22 protein-coding genes and 1 pseudogene are annotated in these 22,159 nt (G+C 72.1%); 6 read left to right on the top strand and 17 right to left on the bottom strand.

Features of this window, described 5'->3' with window-relative positions; genetic code table 11:
* Positions 1-449 precede the first annotated feature (449 nt).
* From ACFVX9_RS21370 to ACFVX9_RS21360, 3 genes are all read right to left on the bottom strand, one after another.
* The gene (locus ACFVX9_RS21370) at positions 450-1,928 is read right to left on the bottom strand and encodes an FAD-binding protein (RefSeq protein ID WP_387983011.1); all 1,479 of its coding nucleotides are present in this window, start codon (positions 1,926-1,928) and stop codon (positions 450-452) included.
* A 382-nt stretch (positions 1,929-2,310) separates the two neighbouring features.
* A complete protein-coding gene (locus ACFVX9_RS21365; RefSeq protein WP_380480877.1) occupies positions 2,311-3,870 on the bottom strand; it encodes a flavin-containing monooxygenase in 1,560 nt (519 codons plus the stop codon).
* Between the two features lie 17 nt (positions 3,871-3,887).
* On the bottom strand, positions 3,888-4,775 hold the full coding sequence (locus ACFVX9_RS21360) for a class I SAM-dependent methyltransferase (protein ID WP_063350786.1): 888 nt from the start codon (positions 4,773-4,775) through the stop codon (positions 3,888-3,890).
* A 775-nt stretch (positions 4,776-5,550) separates the two neighbouring features.
* Here ACFVX9_RS21360 and ACFVX9_RS21355 point away from each other — a divergent pair.
* The 3 genes from ACFVX9_RS21355 to ACFVX9_RS21345 are packed head-to-tail and all read left to right on the top strand — an operon-like array spanning position 5,551 to position 7,564.
* On the top strand, positions 5,551-5,811 hold the full coding sequence (locus ACFVX9_RS21355; protein ID WP_063350787.1) for a hypothetical protein: 261 nt from the start codon (positions 5,551-5,553) through the stop codon (positions 5,809-5,811).
* Positions 5,812-5,828: 17 nt separating this feature from the next.
* Positions 5,829-6,812, top strand: coding sequence for a 3-oxoacyl-ACP synthase III family protein (locus ACFVX9_RS21350; protein WP_063350788.1), 984 nt, complete (start codon positions 5,829-5,831; stop codon positions 6,810-6,812).
* A complete protein-coding gene (locus ACFVX9_RS21345) occupies positions 6,809-7,564 on the top strand; it encodes an SDR family NAD(P)-dependent oxidoreductase (RefSeq protein ID WP_363377635.1) in 756 nt (251 codons plus the stop codon). The genes ACFVX9_RS21350 and ACFVX9_RS21345 overlap by 4 nt, the downstream gene beginning before the upstream one ends.
* A 134-nt stretch (positions 7,565-7,698) precedes the next feature.
* Here the strand turns inward: ACFVX9_RS21345 and tpx are convergent, their stop codons facing one another.
* The 7 genes and pseudogenes from tpx to ACFVX9_RS21310 form a co-directional block, all read right to left on the bottom strand.
* Positions 7,699-8,199, bottom strand: coding sequence for a thiol peroxidase (tpx, locus tag ACFVX9_RS21340; RefSeq protein ID WP_380378277.1), 501 nt, complete (start codon positions 8,197-8,199; stop codon positions 7,699-7,701).
* Positions 8,200-8,382: 183 nt separating this feature from the next.
* On the bottom strand, positions 8,383-8,865 hold the full coding sequence (locus ACFVX9_RS21335) for a hypothetical protein (RefSeq protein ID WP_380428284.1): 483 nt from the start codon (positions 8,863-8,865) through the stop codon (positions 8,383-8,385).
* 11 nt (positions 8,866-8,876) lie between these two features.
* Complete coding sequence (locus ACFVX9_RS21330; protein WP_387983009.1) at positions 8,877-9,491, bottom strand: hypothetical protein; 615 nt, start codon at positions 9,489-9,491, stop codon at positions 8,877-8,879.
* The gene (locus ACFVX9_RS21325; RefSeq protein WP_387983007.1) at positions 9,488-11,215 is read right to left on the bottom strand and encodes an alpha/beta hydrolase; all 1,728 of its coding nucleotides are present in this window, start codon (positions 11,213-11,215) and stop codon (positions 9,488-9,490) included. The genes ACFVX9_RS21330 and ACFVX9_RS21325 overlap by 4 nt, the downstream gene beginning before the upstream one ends.
* Complete coding sequence (locus ACFVX9_RS21320; protein ID WP_063350794.1) at positions 11,215-11,604, bottom strand: WXG100 family type VII secretion target; 390 nt, start codon at positions 11,602-11,604, stop codon at positions 11,215-11,217. The genes ACFVX9_RS21325 and ACFVX9_RS21320 overlap by 1 nt, the downstream gene beginning before the upstream one ends.
* Before the next feature lie 366 nt (positions 11,605-11,970).
* A pseudogene (locus ACFVX9_RS21315) lies at positions 11,971-12,146 on the bottom strand (SAM-dependent methyltransferase); the annotation flags it as partial.
* 23 nt (positions 12,147-12,169) lie between these two features.
* Positions 12,170-12,706, bottom strand: a complete 537-nt coding sequence (locus ACFVX9_RS21310) for a hypothetical protein (RefSeq protein WP_387983005.1) — start codon at positions 12,704-12,706, stop codon at positions 12,170-12,172.
* Between the two features lie 196 nt (positions 12,707-12,902).
* Between ACFVX9_RS21310 and ACFVX9_RS21305 the strand changes: the two genes are divergently transcribed.
* Together ACFVX9_RS21305 and ACFVX9_RS21300 are read left to right on the top strand one after the other, a co-directional pair.
* Positions 12,903-13,490 carry a PadR family transcriptional regulator gene (locus ACFVX9_RS21305; protein ID WP_063350796.1) on the top strand — a complete coding sequence of 196 codons (588 nt, stop codon included), beginning with the start codon at positions 12,903-12,905 and terminating at the stop codon, positions 13,488-13,490.
* Complete coding sequence (locus ACFVX9_RS21300; RefSeq protein ID WP_387983003.1) at positions 13,483-15,147, top strand: FAD-dependent monooxygenase; 1,665 nt, start codon at positions 13,483-13,485, stop codon at positions 15,145-15,147. The genes ACFVX9_RS21305 and ACFVX9_RS21300 overlap by 8 nt, the downstream gene beginning before the upstream one ends.
* A 253-nt stretch (positions 15,148-15,400) precedes the next feature.
* On the opposite strand, the gene ACFVX9_RS21295 is transcribed toward ACFVX9_RS21300, so the two are convergent.
* Positions 15,401-16,165, bottom strand: a complete 765-nt coding sequence (locus tag ACFVX9_RS21295) for an SDR family oxidoreductase (protein ID WP_387983024.1) — start codon at positions 16,163-16,165, stop codon at positions 15,401-15,403.
* A gap of 192 nt (positions 16,166-16,357) precedes the next feature.
* Entirely contained in the window at positions 16,358-16,921 is a 564-nt protein-coding gene (locus ACFVX9_RS21290; RefSeq protein ID WP_380378262.1) for a YbaK/EbsC family protein, read from the bottom strand.
* 118 nt (positions 16,922-17,039) lie between these two features.
* On the opposite strand from ACFVX9_RS21290, the gene ACFVX9_RS21285 reads away from it, so the two are divergent.
* Positions 17,040-17,927 carry a fructosamine kinase family protein gene (locus ACFVX9_RS21285; protein ID WP_387983001.1) on the top strand — a complete coding sequence of 296 codons (888 nt, stop codon included), beginning with the start codon at positions 17,040-17,042 and terminating at the stop codon, positions 17,925-17,927.
* Between the two features lie 39 nt (positions 17,928-17,966).
* Here the strand turns inward: ACFVX9_RS21285 and ACFVX9_RS21280 are convergent, their stop codons facing one another.
* The 5 genes from ACFVX9_RS21280 to ACFVX9_RS21260 all read right to left on the bottom strand — a co-directional run bounded on the left by ACFVX9_RS21280 (position 17,967) and on the right by ACFVX9_RS21260 (position 21,911).
* On the bottom strand, positions 17,967-18,458 hold the full coding sequence (locus ACFVX9_RS21280) for a cupin domain-containing protein (protein WP_387983000.1): 492 nt from the start codon (positions 18,456-18,458) through the stop codon (positions 17,967-17,969).
* Positions 18,451-19,353 (bottom strand): NAD(P)H-binding protein, encoded by a 903-nt coding sequence (locus ACFVX9_RS21275; RefSeq protein WP_387982998.1) that lies wholly within the window; start codon positions 19,351-19,353, stop codon positions 18,451-18,453. Before ACFVX9_RS21275 ends, ACFVX9_RS21280 begins: the two co-directional genes overlap by 8 nt.
* Positions 19,350-19,943, bottom strand: a complete 594-nt coding sequence (locus ACFVX9_RS21270; protein ID WP_387982997.1) for a PadR family transcriptional regulator — start codon at positions 19,941-19,943, stop codon at positions 19,350-19,352. Before ACFVX9_RS21270 ends, ACFVX9_RS21275 begins: the two co-directional genes overlap by 4 nt.
* An 870-nt stretch (positions 19,944-20,813) precedes the next feature.
* Positions 20,814-21,023, bottom strand: a complete 210-nt coding sequence (locus tag ACFVX9_RS21265) for a DUF397 domain-containing protein (protein ID WP_063353001.1) — start codon at positions 21,021-21,023, stop codon at positions 20,814-20,816.
* A gap of 24 nt (positions 21,024-21,047) precedes the next feature.
* Positions 21,048-21,911: a helix-turn-helix domain-containing protein gene (locus ACFVX9_RS21260; RefSeq protein ID WP_380561940.1), complete on the bottom strand. Its 864-nt coding sequence runs from the start codon at positions 21,909-21,911 to the stop codon at positions 21,048-21,050.
* Positions 21,912-22,159: the final 248 nt, after the last annotated feature.

Genomic DNA, 22,159 nt, shown 5'->3' with positions numbered 1-22,159 from the left:
TGTCTGGGCTTGTTGTGTTTCTGGTGTCTTCTGTTTGTGTGCCCGCGTGCCCGCGTGCCGGCGTTTCCGTGTGTCGTGTGTCGGCGTTTCTGTGCCGGTGTGTTTATTTGTCGGTGCCCGTAGCCTGTGGGCCTGTGTCGGGGCTTGCGTGTCTGTGTCTGGGCTTGCTGTGTGTCTGTTTGTGTGCCGGTTTTTGTGTGTCTATGTCTATGCCTGTGTCGGAGCCTGTGCTCGGTGTCCGTGGCCGGTGTTTGCGTGCTTGTGCTTGTGTGTCCGTGGCCTGTGTTTGCGTGCCGGTGCCTGTGGCCTGTGCGTCTGTGGTTTGTGTTTGTTGTTTGAGGGTTTGTTTGCTGGTTTGTTTTATTGCCGTGCCGTGCCGTGCCGTGTCTGTGTGTTTGTGTGTTTGTGTCTGCTCGTGTTTGTTTGCTGTTTGTTGTGTTTTTGTGTTGTTAGGGGAAGATGTTTTGGCCGGGGGTGAGGGTGTGGGTGGGGTCGTATTTGTGTTTGGTGTTGGTGAGGTTGGTCCATTGGGGGCCGTAGTGGTTTTTCCAGTCGGTGGGGGTCACGTGGGGGATGGCGCCGACGAGGTAGCGTTTGGCGCCGAGGGTGGTGGCGTGGTCGTAGAGGGTGCGGTTGTGGGTGAGTTGGGTGGTGGGGTTGGTGTTGGGGTGGGGGAAGGTGAGGAGGTCGAAGAGGTAGGTGGTGGGTTCGTTGGGGGTGATGGCGTAGGGGTGGGTGAGTTTGTTGGTGGGGAAGGGGTAGAAGAGGAGGAGGCCTTGGCCGAGGGTTTGGGGGGTGAGGAGGGGGGTGGCGTAGGTGATGAAGTTGGCGGCTTGGGTGGCGGGGATGAAGAGGCTGAGCCAGGGTTTGGGTTGGTTCCAGTAGCCGAGGTTTTTGAGGTTTTGGGTCCAGGTGTCGGCGCGGTAGGTGTATTCGCGGTAGGTCTGGTCGGTGGTGGTGGTTTGGTGGGGGTTGGGGTTGAGTCCGGTGAGGAGGGGTGTGGGGTTGGGGGGTGTGGTGCCGTTGTAGTAGGTGGCGGTTTCGATTTTGTAGAGGGGTGTGGTGTTGGGTTGGGGGATGATTTCGCCGATTTGGGTGTGGAAGCGGCCGTCGTTGAGGATGGTTTGTTGGTCGGTGAGGTAGGTGGTGAGGTTGTTGTAGTAGAGGTTGAAGACGAGGGCGCGTTGGGGGGCGGGGATGAGTTTGATGGTGGCGCGGATGATGATGCCGAATTGTCCGGCGCCGGCGAGGGCGGCGTGGAAGAGGTCGGGGTTTTTGGTGGGGGTGGCGGTGAGGAGGTGGCCGGTGCCGGTGATGATGTCGATGGATTCGACGGTGTCGGCTTGGAGGCCGTGTTTTTGGACGGTGTTGCCGATGCCGCCGATGCTGATGGTGCCGCCGATGGAGAGGTGGAGGTAGTCGGTGAGGCAGGGTGGGGTGAGGCCTTGGTTGAGGGTGGCGTCGGTGAGTTGGGCCCAGGTGACGCCGGCGTCGACGGTGGCGTTGGTGGGGGTGATGGTGTGGATGCGGTTGAGGGTGCGGGCGTCGATGCTGATGCCGCCGTTGGGGGAGGCTTGGCCGTAGTTGGAGTGTGATTCGAGGTCGTTGTCGGTGCCGCTTTGGCCGTTCATGGCGACTTTGAGGCCGTTGTGGCGGGCGTAGTTGATGATTTTGATGATGTCCTGGTCGGAGCCGGGTTTGAGGACGGCGTGGGGGGTGTTGGTGGTGAGGCGGCCGAAGTCGTGGCTGAATTCGGTGAGGGTGGTGGTGTCGGTGGTGAGGGTGCCGTCGAGGGTGGGGACGGGGCAGTGGTTGTGGGTGGTGGGGGTGTTGGTGGTGGCCCAGGTGCGGGTGGTGGTGTTGAAGGCGGTGATGAGGGCGGTGGTGGCGGTGGTGGTGAGGATGGTGCGTCGGGTGGGGTTGGTCATGCGGGGGTTTCCTGTTCACGGGTAGGGGTGGGTGTTCGGGTGGTGTGTGTTTGTTCGTGGTGTGGGTGTCTGATGGTGTGATGTTCTGGGGTTGGGCTGCGGGTTGGCGGTCGGGTGGTGGTTAGTGTGTGAGGGCGGGTGGGTGGGTCCTGCGGGGTGGGCGGCTTGCTGGGTCCGTGCAGGTGTTCGGTTGTTGGTTGTGTGTCCGGTTCGGTTTCCGGTGGGGTGTCGTGGGGTGTGGGCCGGCCGGGCGGCGGGGTCCGTGGGTGGGCGGGTGCCGCCCGGCCGTGTGGGGTGTGCCTGTGTGGTTGTGTGCGTGTGCCCCCGCGTGTGTGCCCGCGCGTGTGCCCCCGTGTGTGTCCGGGTGTGTGCGTGTGGGGGGTTAGGGGGTGGTGTGGGTGACGGTGGCGCGTTGGTAGTTGAGGAGGTCGAAGCGGCGGGTCTGGCGGCGGAAGCGGTAGGTGTAGGTGGGCCAGATGGAGGGGTTGTTGCCGTGGTGGTCGGTGTACCAGCTCTGGCAGCCGCCGGCGTTCCAGACGGTGTTCTTCAGGCGGTCGGTGAGGGTCTGGTTGTAGGCGTTCTGGGCTTCGGGGCGGATCTCGACGGAGGTGATGCCGAGTTTGTCGATGGTTTTGAGGGCGTCGACGATGTAGGCGATCTGGGCTTCGATCATGACGGTCTGGGAGGAGTGGCCCAGGGTGGTGTTGGGGCCCAGGAGCATGAAGAGGTTGGGGAAGCCGTGGATGGTGGTGCCGCGGTGGGCTTTCATGCCGTGGGTGTGCCAGGTGTCGCGCAGGGTGGTTCCGTCGCGGCCGTGGATGCGGCGGGCGACGGGGCGGTCGGTGGCGGTGAAGCCGGTGGCCAGGATGATGGTGTCGACGGTGCGGGTGGTGCCGTCGGCGGTGGTGATGTGGGTGGGGCCGATGTCGGTGATGGTGTCGGAGACGATGTCGACGTTGGGCTGCTGGATGGCGGGGTACCAGGTGTTGGAGAACAGGAGGCGTTTGCAGCCGACGGTGTAGTCGGGGGTCAGGCGCTTGCGCAGGCCGGGGTCGGGGACGGATTTCTTGAGGTGGCCGGCGGCCATGTTCTTCATGCCGGTGGTGCGGGTGGGGCGGGACATGAAGAACGCGACGATCTCGCGGCCGTTCTTGTTGAAGGCGCGGCGGAAGCGCTGGTAGCCGGGCAGGTGGCGCAGCATCCAGGTGTGGCGGGGGGTGTTGGGCTTGTCGGGTTTGTGGGCGACCCAGGGGGGGGTTCGCTGGTAGAGGTCGAGGCGGGCGACCTGGTTCTGGATGGCGGGGACGAACTGGATGGCGGAGGCGCCGGTGCCGATGACGGCGACGTTGCGGCCGGTGAGGTCGTGGTCGTGGCGCCAGCGGGCGGAGTGGAAGAGGGTGCCGGTGAAGGTGTCCAGGCCGGGCAGGTCGGGGACGGCGGGCTCGGAGAGGTAGCCGGTGCCGGTGACGAGGATCTGCGCGGTGTAGCGGCCGTGGGTGGTGTGGATGCGCCAGTGGCGGTGGTCGGCGTCCCAGTGGGCGTCGAGGAGTTCGTGGCCGTAGCGCAGGTGGGGTTCGACGCCGAAGCGCTGGGCGGTGTCCTTGAGGTAGGCGTGGACTTCGGCCTGGGTGGCGAAGGTGGACTTCCACCGCGGGTTGCGGGCGAAGGAGAAGGAGTAGAGGTGGGCCTGGACGTCGCAGGCGCAGCCGGGGTAGGTGTTGTCGCGCCAGGTGCCGCCGAGGTCGGTGGCGCGTTCGAAGACGAGGAAGTCGTCGGTGCCGCTCTGCAGGAGGCGGATCGCGGTGCCCAGGCCGGAGATGCCGGCGCCGATGATGGCGACTTTGAGGTGGCGTACGGCGGTGGTGTCGGGGTGGGTGGTAGCGCCGGCGGGTTCGGGCTGGTCGGCGCCGGAGGGGGCGGGGTGTTCGGCGGTGGTGGTCATGGCCGGGGTGTCCCCTTTCAGGCGCGGCGGGTGAGGGTGACGCGGAAGTTGTTGAAGATGTGGTCTTCGAGGGTGTAGGCGAAGATGTCGAGGTAGCGCTCGAAGCGCTGGACGGTGGTCTCGTCGGCCATGGCGACGGCTTCGTCGCGGCGGGCGGCCAGGAGCTGGAGCCAGGCGCGGCAGGCGCGGGCGAAGGACTCGGGTTCGTTGCGGATCTCGGTGACCTCGAAGAGGCCGTCGAGGCCGGCGGCGAGTTCGGGCAGGCGCGGGATGTGGCAGCCCTCGAACTCCTCGCGCTGGAGGAACTTGAGGTCGTCCAGGAGCTGGCGGCGCAGCGGGGGGTTCTCGACGGTCATGGTGTGCAGGACGAAGCGGGCGCCGGGCTTGAGCAGGGAGTGGACCTGCTTGAAGAAGACGCGGTAGCGCTGGGTGCGCTCCTTGGGGGTGAGGGAGGAGAGCACGAAGTGTTCGAGGGCGTTGATGCAGAACGCGGCGTCGTAGGGCTCGCCGTCGGCCTTGTGGTCCTCCCAGCTCTCCACGCGGGCGTGGATGGCGGGGTTGTCGAGGGCGGCGACGAAGTCGGCCTGGGTGCGGGAGAGGGTGACGCCGACGGCCTGCTGGACGCCGTGGACGGTGGTGAGGCGGTTGAGCATGGTGCCCCAGCCGCAGCCGATGTCCAGGACCTTGGCCTTGCCGGCGGCCTGGGCGAGGTCGGTGAAGACGTCGAGCTTGCGTTCCTGGGCCTCGTCGAGGGTGGCGACGAGGTCCTCGCCGTCCTCCCAGTAGCCGCCGGAGTACATCATGGTGGGGCCCAGGATGAGGCGGTAGAGGTCGTTGCCGACCTCGTAGTGGTGGCGGATCGCGTCGACGTCGGGGTTGATGGAGCGGGTCTCGGCGGTGGTCATGCGGGTGTGCCCCTGTTCTGATGGCGGATCGGATGGACCGGATTGGGCCGGGCTCGGCCGGGCCGGACTGGACTGGACTGGGCCGGGTGGTGCGGGTGTCCGGTGGTGCGGGTGTCCGTGGTGCGCGGCGCCGGGTGGTGCCTTTCCCCGCGTGGACGGCCGTTGCGGTGGCGGTGGCCGCTCTCGTCGTCTGCGGACGGGAGCGCCGGTGAGGGCGGCCGGGTCCGTGCGGTGTGAACGGCCGTGCGGGTCGGGGTGGTCGGGGTGTGTCCGTGCTTGCCTACGGTCGCCCTCCCGCCCCGGCGGGTGCGGCCTGCGGCGCGGTGCGGTGGCCTCGGTGCGGAGCTGTGCGGGTGCGGCCTGCGGCGCGGTGCGGGTGCGGGTGCTGTGCGGGTGCGGGTGCGGTGCTGTGCGGTGCGGGTGCGGTGTCCGCGTCGCGGTGCGAGGTGGTGGGTGTCGTGCGTGTGGGTGCGGTGTCTCGGGTCAGGTAAGCGCGTGTCTCGCAAGCGGTGCGCAAGCGTGGGCGCAGGGCCGGGGTTGCGGGGCGTTTGCGTGGGGGTGGGTTTCATGCGGTTTCGACAAGACACGCGGCCCCCACGGCCTTCCCGGGTTTTTCCCCGGGGGGTTTTCGGGTTCCGTCGCGGTGCGTTCCGTGGCCTGTGGGCGGCGGGGGGCGCGGTGGCGGTGTCCGTGATCCTCCCGGGGTGTCCGGGTCTGTTCTGCCTCATCACGTGTTGGCGCCCGTTCCGGGGCGTCCAGGAAGGAACGATCACTCATGTCCGACATCCCCACCATCGAGGACCTGGCCGCGCAGTTGCAGGCGGTGTCCGGGGCGCAGGAGATCGACGCGGACGCGGCGCTGCAGCACATCGCGGACGTGGACTCGCTGGATCTGATGGAGTGGCTGTACGGGTTCCAGAACCAGTACCCGCACATTCCGGCGGACGAGTCGCTGTTCGCGGACATCGACGACACGACGACGCTGCGGGTGGTGCACGAGCGGATCCTGGCGCTCGTGGGCCAGGCCGGCGTCTGAGCGCGGGGCACTGCTCGATGAGCGGCTTCGACATCACCGGGTGGGGGATCTCCGTCCCCGAGCGCGTGGTGACCAGCGTGGAGCTGGCGGAGCGTTTCGGTGTGGACGAGCACTGGATCGTCTCCAGGTGCGGGATCCGGGAACGGCGGGCGGTCGGGGCGGGGCAGAGCACCGCGTCGATGGCGGTGGAAGCCGGACGCCGGGCGCTGGAGCGGGCGGGGCTGTCGGGTGCGGACATCGCGCACCTGATCGTGGCGACGGCGACGCCGGAGCAGCCCTCGCCGGCGACGTCGGCGTTCGTCCACGACGCGCTGAAGATCGCGGGCAGCGCGCACGACGTGAACTCCGAGTGCGCGGGGTTCGTGTACGCGCTGGTGACGGCGGTGGGTCTGCTGCACATGGACCCGCGCCCGATCCTGGTGATCGGTTCGGACACCCACACGCTGACCGCGAACCCGGCGGACCGGGACCTGTCGATCCTGGTGGGTGACGGGGCCGGTGCGGTGGTCCTGCAGCCCGGCCCGGTGGAGCGGGTCCTGGCGTGGAACCTGGGCGCGGACGGCTCGTGCAAGGACAGCCTGAAGGTCCTGGCGGGGGGCTCGCGGATGCCCACCACCGAGGAGACGGTGCGCCAGGGCTTGCACTACGCGCAGATCAACGGCAACGAGATCTACCTGAACGCGGTGCGCTACACGGTGCGCACGATCCGCGAGACGCTGGAGCAGGCGAAGCTGACGCCGGCGGACGTGGACCACGTGGTGCCGCACCAGGCGAACATCCGGATCATCAACTCGGTGCTCGCCCACACCGGGATTCCCGCGGACCGTCTGGTGGCCAATCTCGACCGGTACGGCAACACCGCTTCGGCGTCGATCCCCATCGCGCTGGCGGAGGCGCTGGACGCCGGGCGCATCCAGGACGGCGACACGGTGCTGCTGGCCGGGTTCGGTGCCGGGATGACGTGGGGTTCGGTCCTGCTGACGTGGGGAGGGGCGCGGTGAGCGGCAAGGGCGCCTTCGGGCAGCGGCCCGCCTCCCCGGTGGCGCTGGTCACCGGCGCCTCGGGGGGTCTGGGCCGGGAGCTGGCGCTGGCGCTGGACGCGGCCGGGTGCCGGGTCGCGGTGCACTACAACAGCGCCCGCCAGGCCGCCGAGGAGGTGGCGGGCAAGCTGGCCGGCGACCACGTCCTGGTCACCGGCGACGTCGCGGACTACGCGCAGGTCACCGCGATGTACGAGCGGATCACCGAGGCGCTGGGCCCGGTGGACGTGCTCGTCAACAACGGGGCGGTGCGCAAGGACGCGCTGATGGCCATGCAGAACCCGGTCGAGTGGCGGCAGGTGATCGACACGAACCTGGTCGGTTCCTTCCACACCGCGCGGGTGTGCGTGCCGGCGATGCTGCGGGCCCGCTGGGGCAGGGTGGTCAACATCGTCTCCCCGTCCGCGCTGATCGCCACCGCCGGGCAGACCGCCTACGCGGCGTCCAAGGCGGGGCTGATCGGGCTGACCCGCACGCTGGCGGCGGAGTGCGGGCGCCGGGGGGTGACGGTGAACGCGCTGTCGCCCGGGTTCATGATCACGGGGATGACGGACACCCTGCCCGAGCACGTGATCGCCGGGATGCGGGAGAAGGTGCCGGTGCCGCGGTTCGTCACCCCGCAGGAGGTCGCCCGTTCCATCGGGCTCTTCCTCGACCAGGACTGCATGACCGGACAGGTCATCAGCATCGACTCGGGAGCCTCCATCACCTGACCCCCCCGCCCCCGGTTCCCGGCCCGCCCGGTCCCCTTCCCGGCCCGCCCCCCTTGGTGAAGACCTGGGGGGCGGGCCGGGCGGCGTTGCGCGGGGCAGGCCGGCCGGGGCGGGGCGGGTGTGGCGCGGGGGTTCTAGGCGAGGACGGCGAGCGCGGCCTCGTAGTTCGGCTCGTCGGCGATCTCCGCGACCAGCTCGGTGTGCAGGACGGTGTCGTTCTCGTCCAGGACGACGACGGCGCGGGCGGTCAGCCCCGCCAGCGGGCCGTCGGCCAGGGCCACGCCGTAGTTCTCGTGGAAGTCGCGTCCGCGCAGGGTGGACAGGGTCCGGACGCTGTCCAGGCCCTCGGCGCCGCAGAAGCGGGCCTGCGCGAACGGCAGGTCGGCGGAGATGCACAGCACCACGGTGTTGGCCAGCGAGCCGGCCTTGGCGTTGAAGGTGCGCACCGAGGTGGCGCAGGTGGGGGTGTCGATGCTGGGGAAGATGTTGAGGACCTTGCGCCTGCCGGCGAAGTCCTGCAGCGAGGTGTCGGCGAGTCCCTCGCCGACCAGCGTGAACGCCGGGGCCTGGCTGCCGGCCTGGGGCAGCGCGCCGCCGACCTGGACCGGGTTCCCCTTCAGCGTGACCTGAGCCATGAAAAGCCTCCTACCAGCGGTGGAATGTGGTGACAACGCCGCCGATCCTACTGCGCGCCTCCGGCCCCGGACGCCGGGTGGCCACCTCTCGGACACGGGAGGGCCTGCGGGTGCCGCCGCCGGCACACCCGCCGGTGCGCTCGCCAGCGGGTCTGCCGGTGCGTCTGGCGGTGCGTCTGCCGGTCAGGCGGACCAGAACGGGTCGTCGTGGCGGGGCAGGACGTCCAGGTTGCCGTTGGGCAGGGTCGGTTCGGGCACGTAGGTGCCGAAGGGGTCGCGGTCGCGGATGACGGGGATGGGGCCGACGGTGGCCTGGAAGGTGATGTTCCCGGCGGCGCCGAACAGCACGGCGACGCCGTATCCGGCGGGCGTGGTGGCGAACATGGCGGGCTGGCGGGGGTTGACGGCGGTGATCCGGTAGCCGCGGGCCTGCCAGCCGCGTTCGGTGACGCCCAGCAGCGCCCCGTACCTGGCGGGGGCGACCCTGGTGGTGACGTGCCGCTCGCGGGTGGCGGTGGCGTAGCCCAGGGAGCGGTCCTGGAGGCCGCCGGTGGTCTGCTCGGTGGAGCGCGGCCAGCCGTCCCAGTGGCGCAGCGGGGGGCGGATGGCGGACATCGCCTCGTCGAGGAGCGCGTCGAGGGCGTGGACGGCCTGTTCGGGGGTCATGGGGGCGGCTCTCAGTGTGACCAGAACGGGTCGTCGTCCGTGGGGATGACGTCGAGGTTGCCGTTGGCCGTCACGGGGTCGGGGGTGGGGGTGCCGAACGGGTCGCGGTCGCGGATGACGGGGATGCGGCCGCCGCCGGAGGCCTGGAGGGTGATGTTGCCGGCGGCGCCGAACAGCATCGCGACGGAGGATCCGTCCCCGGTGGCGGCGAACAGGGCCGGCTGGTTGGGGTTGACCGAGGTGATCTTGTATCCCTTGGCCTTCCAGTCGCGTTCGGCCATGTCCATCAGGGCGGTGTACTTGGCCTTGGAGACCTTGGTCGTGATGTGGCGGTCGCGGGTGGCGGTGGCATAGCCCTTGGAGTGGTCGTCGATGCCCCCGCTCTGTTCGGTGGAGCGCGGCCAGCCGTCCCAGTGGCGCAGCGGCGGCTGGATGCCGGAGAGCGCCTCGTCCAGGAGCGCGTCGAGTTTCTGGACGGCCTGTTCGGGTGTGGTGAGGGACTCGGGCGCCGGGTGCTCGTCGCCCACGCCCGCGCCCGCGCCCGTGTGCCCGCAGGCCGTCAGGGCGAGTGCCAGCGTGGCGGCCGTGAGGCCGAGCCGTCGTGCGGTCGGGGTTGCCATGTTCATCGGCCTTCCTGTCGTGTCACGGCGTCGTACCTGCCGGCCACGATCTGGCCGATGTTGTTGATCGACTCCGCGGTCGCGGTGTCGGAGGAGCTGTTCATGTAGTTGGAGTGGGAGTCCAGGGACAGGGACTTGCCGTCGGGGACCGCGAACCGGTTGGCGCCGAAGTCCTTGCTGGCGGGGTCCTGGCCGAACCAGAGCTGGCTGTCGGGGGCGAACGTCTCGTAGAGGTCGTCGGCGACGGGGCCAAGGACGGGGCCCAGGACCACGTCGGTGGCGACCCGGCCCTTGGCCGGCAGGTGGCTGACCGGGTCGTTCTCGGCGTCGCCGACCCACACGTGGTGGGGGTCGATGTGCAGTTGGGAGGCCTTGTCGGCGCCGGTGCCGGGGGAGCCGACCAGGATGATGTCGTCGGCGCCGGTGCCGCCGGGCAGCTGCGCGCCCAGGCCCACCGTGGTGGAGCCGTAGCTGTGGGCGAGGGCGACCAGGTGCGCGGGCGCTCCCTCGTGGGTGGCGCGCAGTCCGGCCATGAACGTGTCGTAGGCGGCGCCGCCCTTGGCGGCGCGGTCGGTGCCCGTCACCTCCAGGGGCCGGGGGTCCCCGTCGAGGACCTTCTCCAGTCCGGGCGGCGGGTCGTAGCCGAGCCAGATCATGGAGGCCACCGAGCTGGTGGGGTCGGCGTTCATCGCCGCGTTCCACACGTTCAGGGCCCGGTCGGCGTCCTTGCCGCCGACGGCGGACAGTGTGGTGCCCAGGCCCGGCACGTAGGCGCTGACGTTCTTCGCGGTGTCGGGGTTGCCGAAGGACAGGATGCCGCGGCCCTGGCCCTGTTCGCCGACGCCCAGCAGGAACGCGGGCGGCTGCTGGCCCGCCCGCCTGTCCAGCTTGTCCCGGATCGCGCGGAAGCCCTCCAGTTTCTGCTTCTCGTCGTCCGACGGGTTCGGCTTGTGCTCGTAGGTGTCGATCAGGTGCGCCAGGTTGAGGCGGTTGGCCTGGTCGCGGGCGGTGGCGGGGATGCCGTCGCGCATGCCCAGCAGGTCGGGGTGGGCCTGGACCAGGCGCTGCTGCTCGTCCGGGGTCAGGCCCTTCCACCAGGAGTTGACCTCGGTGGGGGCGGCGCCGGCGGGCGGCCAGCCGGCCGCCATCAGGCCGGTGCCGAGCTCGTCGACGGCCTTGCGGTCGGCGCCGGCCTGCGCCAGGTCCAGGCCGGTGCCGGTGCGGGCCCGCACGGTCAGGTCGTCCAGCAGCTTGGCGATCTTCTGGTCGGCGCCGTCGGCCTCGGTGACGGCGTGGCAGATGCGGTCCGCCAGCGCCCTGGCCCGCTGCGGCGTGTCGTAGCCGGGGTCGTGGCGTTCGGCCTGCGAGGGCGCCGGCCAGCTGACCGTGCCGTCCTCGGCGACCGTCAGCCCCGCGCCCTGCGCCTCCTTCAGGGCCTCCTTCAGCTTGGACTGCGCCAGCTGGAAGCTCTCCGAGGCCTCGCGCAGCAGCCCCGACACCGCGGACATCTCGGTGTGCGCGGCGTCCAGGCGCCCGCTGGTGCGCTGCAGCGAGGCGTTGGCGGCGCCGGCCGCGGTGCCGACCCACTGGCTGTTGAAGACGTGCTTGGTGACCTCGGTGTTCATCGCCTGGACGTGCTTGCCGAACGCGCCGGCCAGGGTGTCGTAGGCGCCGGCGGCGCCGGCCAGGCCGGACAGGTCCGCGTCGCGCAGCTGGGCGAGGGTGACCATCAGTTCACCGCCGGCGCGTAGGGCCCGGCGCCGGGCGCCTTGAGGGCGCCGGCGTTGCCCGAGTCGGTGCCGCGGTAGTTGCCCGCGGTCTGGCCCAGCTTCAGGCTCACCCCGTCCACCTCCGAGGCCAGCTTGTTCAGGCACTCCTCCCACGCTGCCGTGCAGGCGTGCAGCGACGCCCCGGTGCGCCAGCCAGACAGCGCCGCGACCGCCGTGTCGGAGGGCTCGTGGATGTGCTTGAGCTCGCCCGGCATCGCCTCACCGGTGTCCTTGGCGACCTTCGCCGCCGCGTCCAGGTCCGCCGGGTTCACCCCGAACAGCGGCCCGCCCGCCGGCGGACCGTAGGGCCCGTACAGGCCCGGCCCGTCGGAGCCCGCGTACGCGTTCATGGATCCCGTCCCCCCGCTGGTCGACCGACTGCTGTGCCCGCTTGGGGCCGCCCCGGGGCCCGCACCCGGGGCCGCGGCCGGGCTCGTGGCCGGGGTCCCGTGCGGGCATGCGAAACCGCACGCTTGTACGGTTCGCGTCGAAGCATGGCGAAAATAGCAGATCAGCCCACCGGTGCAGGCCCGGCCGCGGGCCCACGCCTGCCCGGTGACGGCCTGGCGGCGGGCGGGCGGCGGGCGTCCGGGGACGTGCCGGGGCCCGTGTCCCGGGGGGTGGCGCCCCGTCACCCGGGCGCGCACGGCGGACCCGGGGCCGGTGGGCCGGTGGGTCGGTGGGTCGGGGCGGCCGGGTGGTGGCGCGGGCGCGGTCTACGGCTGCGGTGGCCGGGCGGCGATGAGGACGAGTTCGCGGCCCGGCCGGTCGGGGGCGTCGCGGACCTCGCGCAGGATGAAGCCGTGTGCGGCCAAGTCCGCCTCCACCTCGCCGCGTTGGAGGTGAGCTGCTGCCCGTCGGCGGCGAACACGCAGGTCCACCGGAAGGTCACCGGGGCCGGCCCGGCAGGGCGGTTCAGGGGGCGGGGTCCGCCGTCCCGGCCGGGGAGGGCCAGGGGTGGGCGGGGTCCTCGGTGATCCGTACCTGCTGAGGGGCGTCGCGGGGGAAGGTCCAGATCCGTCCCAGGGTGCTGGTGGCGGTCACCGCGGTGTCGTCCAGGGTGACGTCGGCGAACGGGTTGGAGGAGCAGGAGATCGCGAGCCACTCCAGGGTGTTCTCGTCGTCGTCGCGGGTCAGCGCGACCCAGCCGATGCTGCCGTGCTCGGACGCCTCGCCCGCGAGCGCGCGGCTGCCGGCGTGGGTGCTGGCGGCGAACGTCGTGTCGACGTCCGTCCAGTCGGTGGGGGTCCACGCGGTGGCCCGCAGCAGTTCCCCCCAACTCCACTGCTGGGCCCGCGGGTCGTGGCGCCGGCCGGCGGGGGAGAACCGCATGAGCTGCATCACCGACAGCGACCCGTCGCCGTACATGATGAAGTCCCCGTGGGGCGCCTGGCGGGCACGCCAGCGCTCATGGGCCAGGCCGGTCCGGGGTCGCGCGTCGTCAAAAGCCACGCCCGCCATGATCGCACCCGGCGGCGCCCCGGCAACGGCCGGGCCCGAACTCCCCTGCACCGCAAGGCCGGTGCGGCGCCGCGCCGCGGCGGGCGACTCGGACCACCCCTTCCACATACTCGGATCCGAGTAGTACGATCCGAGTATCACCAGCCCCGGCCCCGACCCGGGCCCCCGCGTGCGACCACGGAGTGCCATGACCGCCAAACGACCCGCCAACCCCCTGGCCCTCGCCCTGCTCGGCCTGCTCCTCGAACAGCCCCTGCACCCCCACGCCATGGCCACCACCCTGCGCGAGCGCCACCTCGACCAGGCCTTCAAACTGACCACCGGTTCGCTCTACGACACGGTGCGCGCCCTGGCCCGCGACGGCTGGATCGAGGCCACCGACACCGAACAAGTCGGCGCGCGCCCCGCCCGCACCGTCTACCGCCACACCCCCCAGGGCCGGCAGTACTTCACCCAGTGGCTGGACGAACTCATCCGCGAACCCTCCCGCGAATACCCGAAATTCCTGTCCGCCGTCAGCTACCTCGGCGCCCTGGGACCACACCGCGCCGCCCAGGCCCTGCGCGAACGGGCCGCCGCCCTGCAGACCCGCATCACCGAGAGCGAACAGGCCCACCACAGCGCCACCCGCGAACACCACGCCCCCCGACTGTTCGTCATCGAGGCCGAGTACGCCCACGCCATGCTGCACGCCGAACGCCAATGGGTGCTGCGCACCGCCGAGGAGATCGAACAGGGCACCCTGGCCTGGCCGGAGGCCGCCCCCGATGCCTGACACCCCCGCACCCGCCCCCGCCGCCACGCCCGCCCCCGCGCCGGCCCCCACCGGGCAGCGCTTACCTGCCTCCGGTACCAGCGCCGTCGGGGCCGGTGAAGCGGACGTCCTGGTCGTCGGCGCCGGCCCCGCCGGCCTGATGCTGGCCTGCGAACTGGCCCTGGCCCGCGTGCGCACCGTGCTCCTGGAACGCGACCCGTCCCCGCCCGGCTTCTGCCGCGGCTTCAACCTCAACGCCCGCAGCCTGGAACTGCTGGAACGCCGAGGCCTGGCCGAGCGCCTCCTCGCCGAAGGCCCCACCGTGGCGACCACCGCGTTCACCGCACAGGCCCGCCTCGACCTCGCCGCCATGCGCACCCGCCACCCCTACGTCCTGGGCATCGCCCAGACCAGGGTGGAGGAGATCCTCACCGAACACGCCCGCCACCTGGGCGTGCGCATCCTGCGCGGCCACCGCCTGAGCGCCCTCGACCTCGACGACGACGGCGTCCACGCCCACACCGACACCCCCGACGGCCCCGCGCTGCTGCGCGCCGGCTGGCTGGCCGGCTGCGACGGCGGCCGCAGCACCGTGCGCGAACTCGCCGCCATCGCCTTCCCCGGCACCCCCGCCCGCCGCTTCACCCTGCTCGCGGACGTGGTCCCGACCGACCCCCAGCAGATCCCCTTCGGCGTGAACACCGGCCCGGGCGGCACCGTGTTCGCCATCCCCAGACCCGGCTACCTCCGCCTGCTCACCGCCGACCCCCACCCGCCCCGGGACCGGCACGAACCGCTCACCCTGCCCCGCTTCCAGCAGGCACTGGACCACGCCCTGGGCCGCCGCGTCCCGATCGCCCGCGCCCACTGGCTGACCCGCTTCGGCGACGCCGCCCGCCTGGCCGAACGGCTGCGCCGGGGCCGGGTGCTGCTGGCGGGCGACGCCGCCCACATCCACCCGCCCGCCGGCGCCATCGGCGTCAACGCCGCCATCGACGACGCGATGAACCTCGGCTGGAAACTCGCCCTCGTCGCCCGCGGACAAGCCCCCCAAACCCTCCTGGACACCTACCACAGCGAACGGCACGCGGCCGGCGCCAGACTGCTGCGCAACACCCGCGCCCAGGCGCTGCTCGCCGGCGACGACGAGGAACTCGCGCCGGTGCGCGACCTGCTCGCCGAACTCGCGCAGGCCAAGGAGACGGCCGGCCCCCTGGCCGAGGAGATCACCGGCATCGCCACCCGCTACCCGGCCCCCCACGGCAGCGGCCACCCCTGGGAGGGCGCGATGGTCCCGGACATCCCCCTCCAGCACGGCACCCTGGAACACGGCACTGTGCAGCACGGCACTGTGCAAGACGGCACCCTCCAGGACAGCGCCCTGATACCGCTGCTGGCCCGCACCGGCGCCGGCGCCCTGCTCCTGGAGGACACCACCGCCACCGAGGCGCTGCGCGCGGCGGCCGCCCCCTGGGCGGACCGGGTGACGACAGCGACGGTGCGGCCCGGCGCCCTGCCCGACACGCCCGCGGTGCTGGTGCGCCCGGACGGCCACGCCGCCTGGACCGCACCGCCCACCGCACCGCCCCGGGCCGCCGCCGAACAGCTGCGCGCGGCCCTGCACCTGTGGTTCGGGCCGGTGGCGGTGCCGGTGCCGGGGGCGCCCGGCCTCCCGTAGTGCCGCGCGGGGTCCGGGCGCTCCGGCGGTCCGGCCGTGTGCCGCCGGTGCGCCGCTGGGCGAACCGGCGGTGGTGCGCGAGGCGTTGACGGCGTCCGCGGCACAGGTGTCCGCTGTGCCGAGAGGCCCGTCCCGCCCGCCCGCCGTCCCGCCCGCCGTCCCGCCCGCCGGGGCAGCCCCGCGGCTGCCCGGGGCGGCGGGTCGCCCGGGCCCGGGTACGGCCTGCGCGCGGTGCGGCCACCGGCTGGGGCCGCTACAGGTTGACGCCGCCGGTGACGTCGATCTTGGTGTCGGTGGTCCAGCGGGCGTCGTCGGAGGCGAGGAAGGCGACCGCGTCGGCGATGTCCGGTACCTGGCCGATCCGGCCGAGGGCGGTCAGGGCGGGGTTGCGTTCCAGGTTCGCCGGGTCGGCCAGCACGTCGGCGGTCATGTCGGTGCGGGTGAGTCCGGCGACGACGGAGTTGACGGTGATGTTGCGGGGTCCGAGGTACTTGGCCAGGGTGTGGCCGAACACCTCCGGGGCGCCCTTGGTGAGCGGGCGGCCGATGCCGTGGGCGCAGGCGACACGGGTGGAGACGGAGGAGATGTTGATGATCCGGCCGCTGTCGCGCAGCCGTGGCAGCACCCGCTGGGTGAGGAAGAGCGGCGCCTTGACGTTGACCGCGACCATCTCGTCGAACTCCTCGGGGGTGAGGACCTCGATCGGGCGCCCCATGAGGTTGAACCCGGCGTTGTGGACCAGGATGTCGATCGCCGCTTCCCCGTGCGCGCGCAGCCCGGCCGCCGGCCCGGCCATGAGGGTGTCCACGTCGCCGGGAACGCCCAGTTCGGCGTCCACGGTGAACGCCCGGCCGCCGGCCCCGGCGATGGCCGTGGCGCTCTCCTTCGCCGCCGCCTCGTTGCTGCCGTAGTGCACGGCGACCAGGGCGCCGTCCCGGGCCGGGCGTTCGGCGATGCCCCGCCCGATGCCCCGGCCGGCGCCGGTGACCAGCGCGACCTTCCCGCCGAGGTCTCGCATGTCCACCCCTTGATCATGTTCCGCCGAGACCCCACCGTCCGACCCGACAAGGTCGGACTCACCCGAGTTTGACGTTCACTCAGGCCGCGCGGGGGTGACGCCCTTTCCCGGACACGGACACGGACACGGACGCGCACGCCTCGGCCCCAGGCCGGCGGGCCGTCGCCCGAGCCGGTCCCGCCACCGCCGGGCTCAGGCGGCCAGGCCGGGGAGGACCTCGGCGCCGGGCAGCCGGGCCGCCGCCCAGCCGGGGAGGATCAGCTTGCCCCGCCGCCGCCCGCTGCCGATGAGCACGTGCGGGGCGGCGGCCACCGCCTCGTCGACCAGCAGCGGCCAGCCGCCCGGCAGGCCGACGGCGGTGATGCCGCCGTACTCCATGCCGGTGGCGGCGACGGCGACGTCCACCGGCGCGAAGGAGGCCTTGCGCGCGCCCAGGTGCCTGCGCACGGCGGTGTTGACGTCCAGGCGGGTGTCGGCGCGCACCAGGCAGGCGGCCAGGGTGACGTCGCCGCCGCGTTTGGCGGCGACCACCACGCAGTTCGCGGAGAGCTCCAACGGCACGTCGTAGGCCTGGCAGAACACCGCGGTGTCCGCCTTGTCGGGGTCGGTGTCCACGTACAGCACGGATCCGGCCCACCCGTGCGCGTCCGCGTTCGTCAAGGCGTCGGTGACGGGGGCGGCGAGGTCGTCGCAGACCTCGATCGCCGTGCGGACGAGGGTGAAGTTCCCGAACGGGGCGCGCACGTTCTCGTTCATGAAGCGGACTGTACCGCGCCCCCGGCAGGCCTGGCGCGGGCCCTGCCGCTGCCCCTGGGGCGGCGAAATCCGGTGCCGGCCGGAGTCGGTGGCGCCGGGCGCGGGGAAGGGGTCCGCCATGGAAGATCTTGCACAGAACATCGATGAGGCGGCCGCCGGACAGGACGGTCCGCCGCCGCACCTGCTCCCCGGCCCGCCGGCGCACGCGGTGCGCCTGGCCGGCGGCGCCGCGAACACCGTCTGGCTGGTCACCCTGGCCGACGGCGGGCGCGTGGTGGTGAAATCCACCCCGGCACTGGCCCCCGACGCGTACGCGAAGGAGGCCCAGGGCCTGCAGGCCCTGCGCACCCACGGCGCCCTGCCGACCCCGCGGGTGCCGGCCCTGCACCCGGACGGCCTGGTCCTGGAAGCCCTCGAACAGCCGCCCGCGCACGACACCGGCTTCTGGGAACGCGCCGCACATGCGCTGGCCGGCCTGCACACCACCACCGGACAGCGCTTCGGCTGGGCCGAGGACGGCCGGCTCGGCCGCCTGGCACAGCGCAACCCCTGGACCCAGGACGGACACGAGCTCTTCGCCCGCCACCGCCTGCTGCGCTACCTCGACGAACCCCTGGCACGCCAGGCACTCGGACCCCGGGGCCGCGCCGACCTGGAACGCATCTGCGACCGGCTGCCCCGACTCCTCCCCGCCGCACCGCCCGTCCTCACCCACGGCGACCTGTGGCACGCCAACATCCTCGCCCACCCGGACGCGGCACCGGCGTTCATCGACCCGGCGGTGTCCTGGACATGGGCGGAGACGGACCTGAGCATGATGTTCTGCACCGGCGGCGTCCCCGCCCGCTTCTTCGACGCCTACCGCGAACACCACCCCCTCACCGACGGCTGGCAGCACCGCATGCGGCTGCTCCACCTGCGCGAACAGCTCAGCTGCGCCGCCCACTTCGGCGCACGCGACGGCCACACCGGCGACCTCCTCGACGTGCTGCGCACCTACCGGTAGCGCGGCCGCCCGCCCGGCCCGGCGCCCGCTGCGCCGTCCTCAGCGGCCTTCTCGTCTGTGGTGGTCCTGCGGTGCGTCGGGGACCAGTTCCTGGTCGTAGCGGGCCAGGAGGGTCTGCATCGTCCGGCGGTCCGGGCGGCCGGCGGCGGCGAGGGCGGCGGCCTCGATGAAGAACTCCTCGAAGCCGGCCGGGGTCAGCGTCACCAGGATCGTGGCGGGGGTGTCGCCGATCGCGGTGAAGGAGTGCGGGTGGGTGCGCGGGACGTGCAGGAAGCCGCCGGGGCCCGCCTCGGTGGTATGCGCGTCGCACCGCAGGCGGAACGCGCCGCTGACGACGTAGAACGTCTCGTCGTGGCCGCGGTGCAGGTGCAGCGGTGCGCCCTGGCCGGGTTCGAAGGTGGACTCCAGGACGGCGATCGATCCGCCGCTCTGGGCGCCCGCGAGTTTGACGACGTACGGGCTGCCCGGCACGTGGTGGCGCCCGCCGTGCCCGGGGGCCAGGGCGACGGGTTCGCGGTGGGGGTCAGCCACGGCCGGGCCCCTCGCCGGGCCCCTCGCCGGGCTCCTCGCCGGGTTCCCCGGTGAACTCCTTGCGGTGGCGTTCGGCCCAGGCCCGGAACGGTGTCGCCGCGCGGCCGGTGAGCTGCTGGACCGCGGGCGTGACGGTCGCGGCGAACGGTTCGAGCGAGGCGGCGCGCAGCGCCATGACCGCGTCGGCGGTCTCCGGGCGCAGGCCGTGGTCCAGGAGTGCCTGGCGGGCGGCGGGGGGCGGGATCTCGGTGAAGTCCAGGGGGGTGCCCAGGACTTCGGCGAGCGTCGTGGTCATCTCGCCGGGGGTGAGGGCCTGGGGGCCGGTCAGCAGGTGGGCCCGGCCGTCGTGTCCGGGCCGGGTCAGGGCGTGGGCGGCGGCCGCGGCGATGTCGGCGGGGTCGATGACGGACACCCGGCCGGCGGCGAACGGGGCCCGGACGGTGCGGGTCGCGCGGATCGCTCCGGCCCAGGCGAGGGTGTTGGACATGAAGCCCATCGGGCGCAGGAACGTCCATGCCAGGCCGCTGTCCTGGACGGCCTGTTCGCCCGCGCGGTGCCAGCGGGCGACGGGGTCGTCCGCGTCCGGGTCGGCGGCTCGGCCGGAGGACAGCTTGACGACGGCCTCGGCGCCGGCGCGGGCGGCCGCGGCGGCGAGGTTGGCGTCGTGGCGCGGGATGTCGGGGCCGTCGGAGAGCAGGAACACCTTGCGCACGCCCCGCAGGGCGGCGGCCAGGCTGTCCGGCTCGCCGAGGTCGGCGCCGACGACGTCCACGCCGCCTGGCAGGCGGGCCCGTTCGGGGCGGCGGGTGGCGGCGCGCACGGGGGCGCCGAGGGCGGCCAGGTGGCCGACGAGGGCGCGGCCGACGGTGCCGGTCGCGCCGGTCACGAGTATCACGGGGTCCTCCGGGTGTCCTTCGGCAGGCTGTTCTTCGGCAGGGTGCCCTTCGGCAGGGTGTTCTTGGTCAGGGTGTCGAGCAGGTTGTCGTGCCAGGCCAGGTCGGCCTTCAGGCGGGCGAGGCAGTGCTCGAAGATCCACGGTTCCAGGCCGGTCAGGTCCGGCCGGGCGGCCTCGAACTGCTCATCGAACAGGGCCACCTGGTCGGCCACGGCCCGCCGGCGCGCGGCGACGGCCCCGGCGAGGTCCTCGTCCGTGAGGTCCGCGGTGTACTGCAGGGCCAGGTCGACCGGGTCGGGCAGCAGGCGCACCTTGCGCAGGGCGGCGTCGCGCAGGGCGGCGAGCTCCCGGCGGCCCTGGTCGGTGATCGCGTAGACGGTCCGCTCGGGCGGGTTGCCGACCTTCTCGTTGCGCACCACCTCGACCAGGCCGTCATCGGCCATCCGGTGCAGGACGCTGTAGAGCGATCCGGGTTTGACGTCGGTCCACAGCTCGGTGCGGTCGAGCTGTGCCGCCTGGCGGATCTGGTAGCCGTGCATCGGCCCGCCCCGGGCCAGCGCGCTGAGTGCGAAGAGTCGCGAAGTGCTCACAGTGTTAGTCGAACACGACTACGGGCCATAGTCAAACGCGATTATGGGCGGGGTGCGGGTGCGGGTGCGGGTGCGGGTGCGGCCGGGGCGTGGGAAGTCGGCCGGTCCGACTTCCCACGCAGGCGCGTCCGCTGCCGGGGGCGGGCGCGACTCGGGGCGAATCGTTCCTGCGGCCCCGTTGCTCCCCGCAAGGGGCCGCCGGTACAACAGGGTTGGCCGTCCCGGCTGTCTCCAGTACCTGTGCGGGGCGGTCGTGGCCACCGTGGTGCGGGTCGGGCGGGCCGGTCGGGTCGGAGATCGCGGGCCCGGTACGCCGATGGGGTCGGCGGGGCGGGTCGTCGGGCCGGACGGCATCCCCGTGGTGCTGCGGTTGTACGGACCTGTTCACGGCCTTCCGCCGGACGGCGGCGCGGCCTGTTCCGACGGCTTTCCGGTCTTTCTCGTGCTTGTTGTTCTGTTCGGCCTGGTGATCCTGCCGGTCGAGGCGGTGGGGTGGGTGCGTGGGACGCCTCGCTACCGGTTGAGCGTCGAGGTCGGCGGGCCGCGGCCGCGCAGTCTCGTGCTCGGTTTCAAGTCCAGGGCGCAGGCGCGGGATTGCCGCCGGAGCCTGGCTGTCGGCGTCGGCGAGCACGGCGGGGGAGCGGTGCCCCGCACCCCGCAGGGCGGCGAGGGCGGACTGAAGCGCGAGAAGTCGGCCGGTCCGACTTCCTGCGCGGAACCACCGGTTTGCTGCGGGCCCGCGCCCTGCCGGGTCGCCTGTTCGGCTCCCGCTCAGAGGCCTGGTGGATCCGCTGGGACGGGTCCTTGGCGCTCACGGTACGTCGCAGCCCCGGCCGCGCGGGCGGGGGTGCGACGGGGGTGGCTGGCGGGTCAGGCGGTGGGGAAGTCGCCAGCCTTGACCCCGGTGAGGAAAGCGGACCAGGCGTCGGCCGGGAAGACCAAGGCCGGGCCGCTGGGGTCCTTCGAGTCGCGGACGGCCATGCCGCCAGCGACGACGTTCCCCGCCTCGACGCACTCGTTCGCCTGTGCGCTGTAGCTGCTCTTGTACCAGCCCCGAGCGGAGATCTTCGGCTTGGTCATGCGCTCACCCTCTTGTCTGATCTCTTAACTCGCTGTCTCTGCCGCGATTGCGGTGATCATATCCAGCGACTGGGCGGGGTTCAGGGCTGACGATCGCAGGTCCTCGAAGACGAGCCCGTAGCCGTCGAGTTCTGCCTCTCGTTCCAGGTAATGGCTGCTCGTCAGATTCTCCAGAAACACTGCTCCCGAGGTAGGGGAGCCAGTGAATCCGTACATCACGAATGCCCCGCAGGCGCCAGCGGTCGGACCGATGTCGAGCGGAACCACTTGCAAGGTGACGTTGGGGAGTTGCGCCGCTTCGACGAGGTAGCCCAGTTGCGCGCGGTGTGCATCGGCGCCGCCCACCGGGCATCGGAGGGCCGGCTCCCAGATGATCGCGCAGAGTCGGGCCGGATCGGGCTTGGTCAGAACCTCCTTGCGTTCCATCCGGAGCCTGACCAACTGGTCGATGCGTTCCGGGCGGACAACAGCCGGGTTGGCCTGAAGCAGAGCGCGGGTGTAGTCCTCGGTCTGCAACAGGCCTGGCAGGACCAGTGGCTGCCAGTTCCGGATGTAGCGAGCGTCTGCTTCCAGATCGAGGAAGTCCACATAGGCGGGCGGGATCGTATCGCCGTGGTCGTGCCACCAGCCGCGCTTCTTGCTGTCGCGGGCCAGCGTCTCAAGGGAATCGCGGTCCCTCGGCTCCGTGACGCCGTACAGGTCCATCAGGACGCCGAGGTCCAGTCGGCGGATCCCGACCGCGCCGGTCTCTATCCGGCTGATCTTCGCGCGCGAGCATGCGAGCGCGGATGCGGCGTCCTCGGTGGTCTTGTTCGCTGATTCCCGGAGCCGACGGAGCTCCGACCCCAGGCGGCGGCCGCGGACGGTCGGCCTCGGTTCGTCGGTCATGCGCGATTCCTCCCTTGAACTGCCCAGTCTGCCCCGTGACGGACCGTCGGGGCCACGCGCCTGGCAAATCTGCACGGTTGCAGTCGTTCTTGTTGCAGACAGCATTGGCGCAGTGGCATGCTACAGGCGGTAGTCCATGAAAGACACAGCGTGATCTTGATGGATCGTTACCCGGGCATCCCCATGCCCGCCGACGGTCCTCGGGCCTTGCCTCACGTGCCCGGATCACGCTTTGCCGCTCCGCCGCC

Origin of the sequence: Kitasatospora sp. NPDC058243, assembly GCF_042882025.1 — a bacterium.
Taxonomy (GTDB): Bacteria; Actinomycetota; Actinomycetes; order Streptomycetales; family Streptomycetaceae; genus Kitasatospora.
This window is presented reverse-complemented; position numbering and strand designations above follow the sequence as displayed.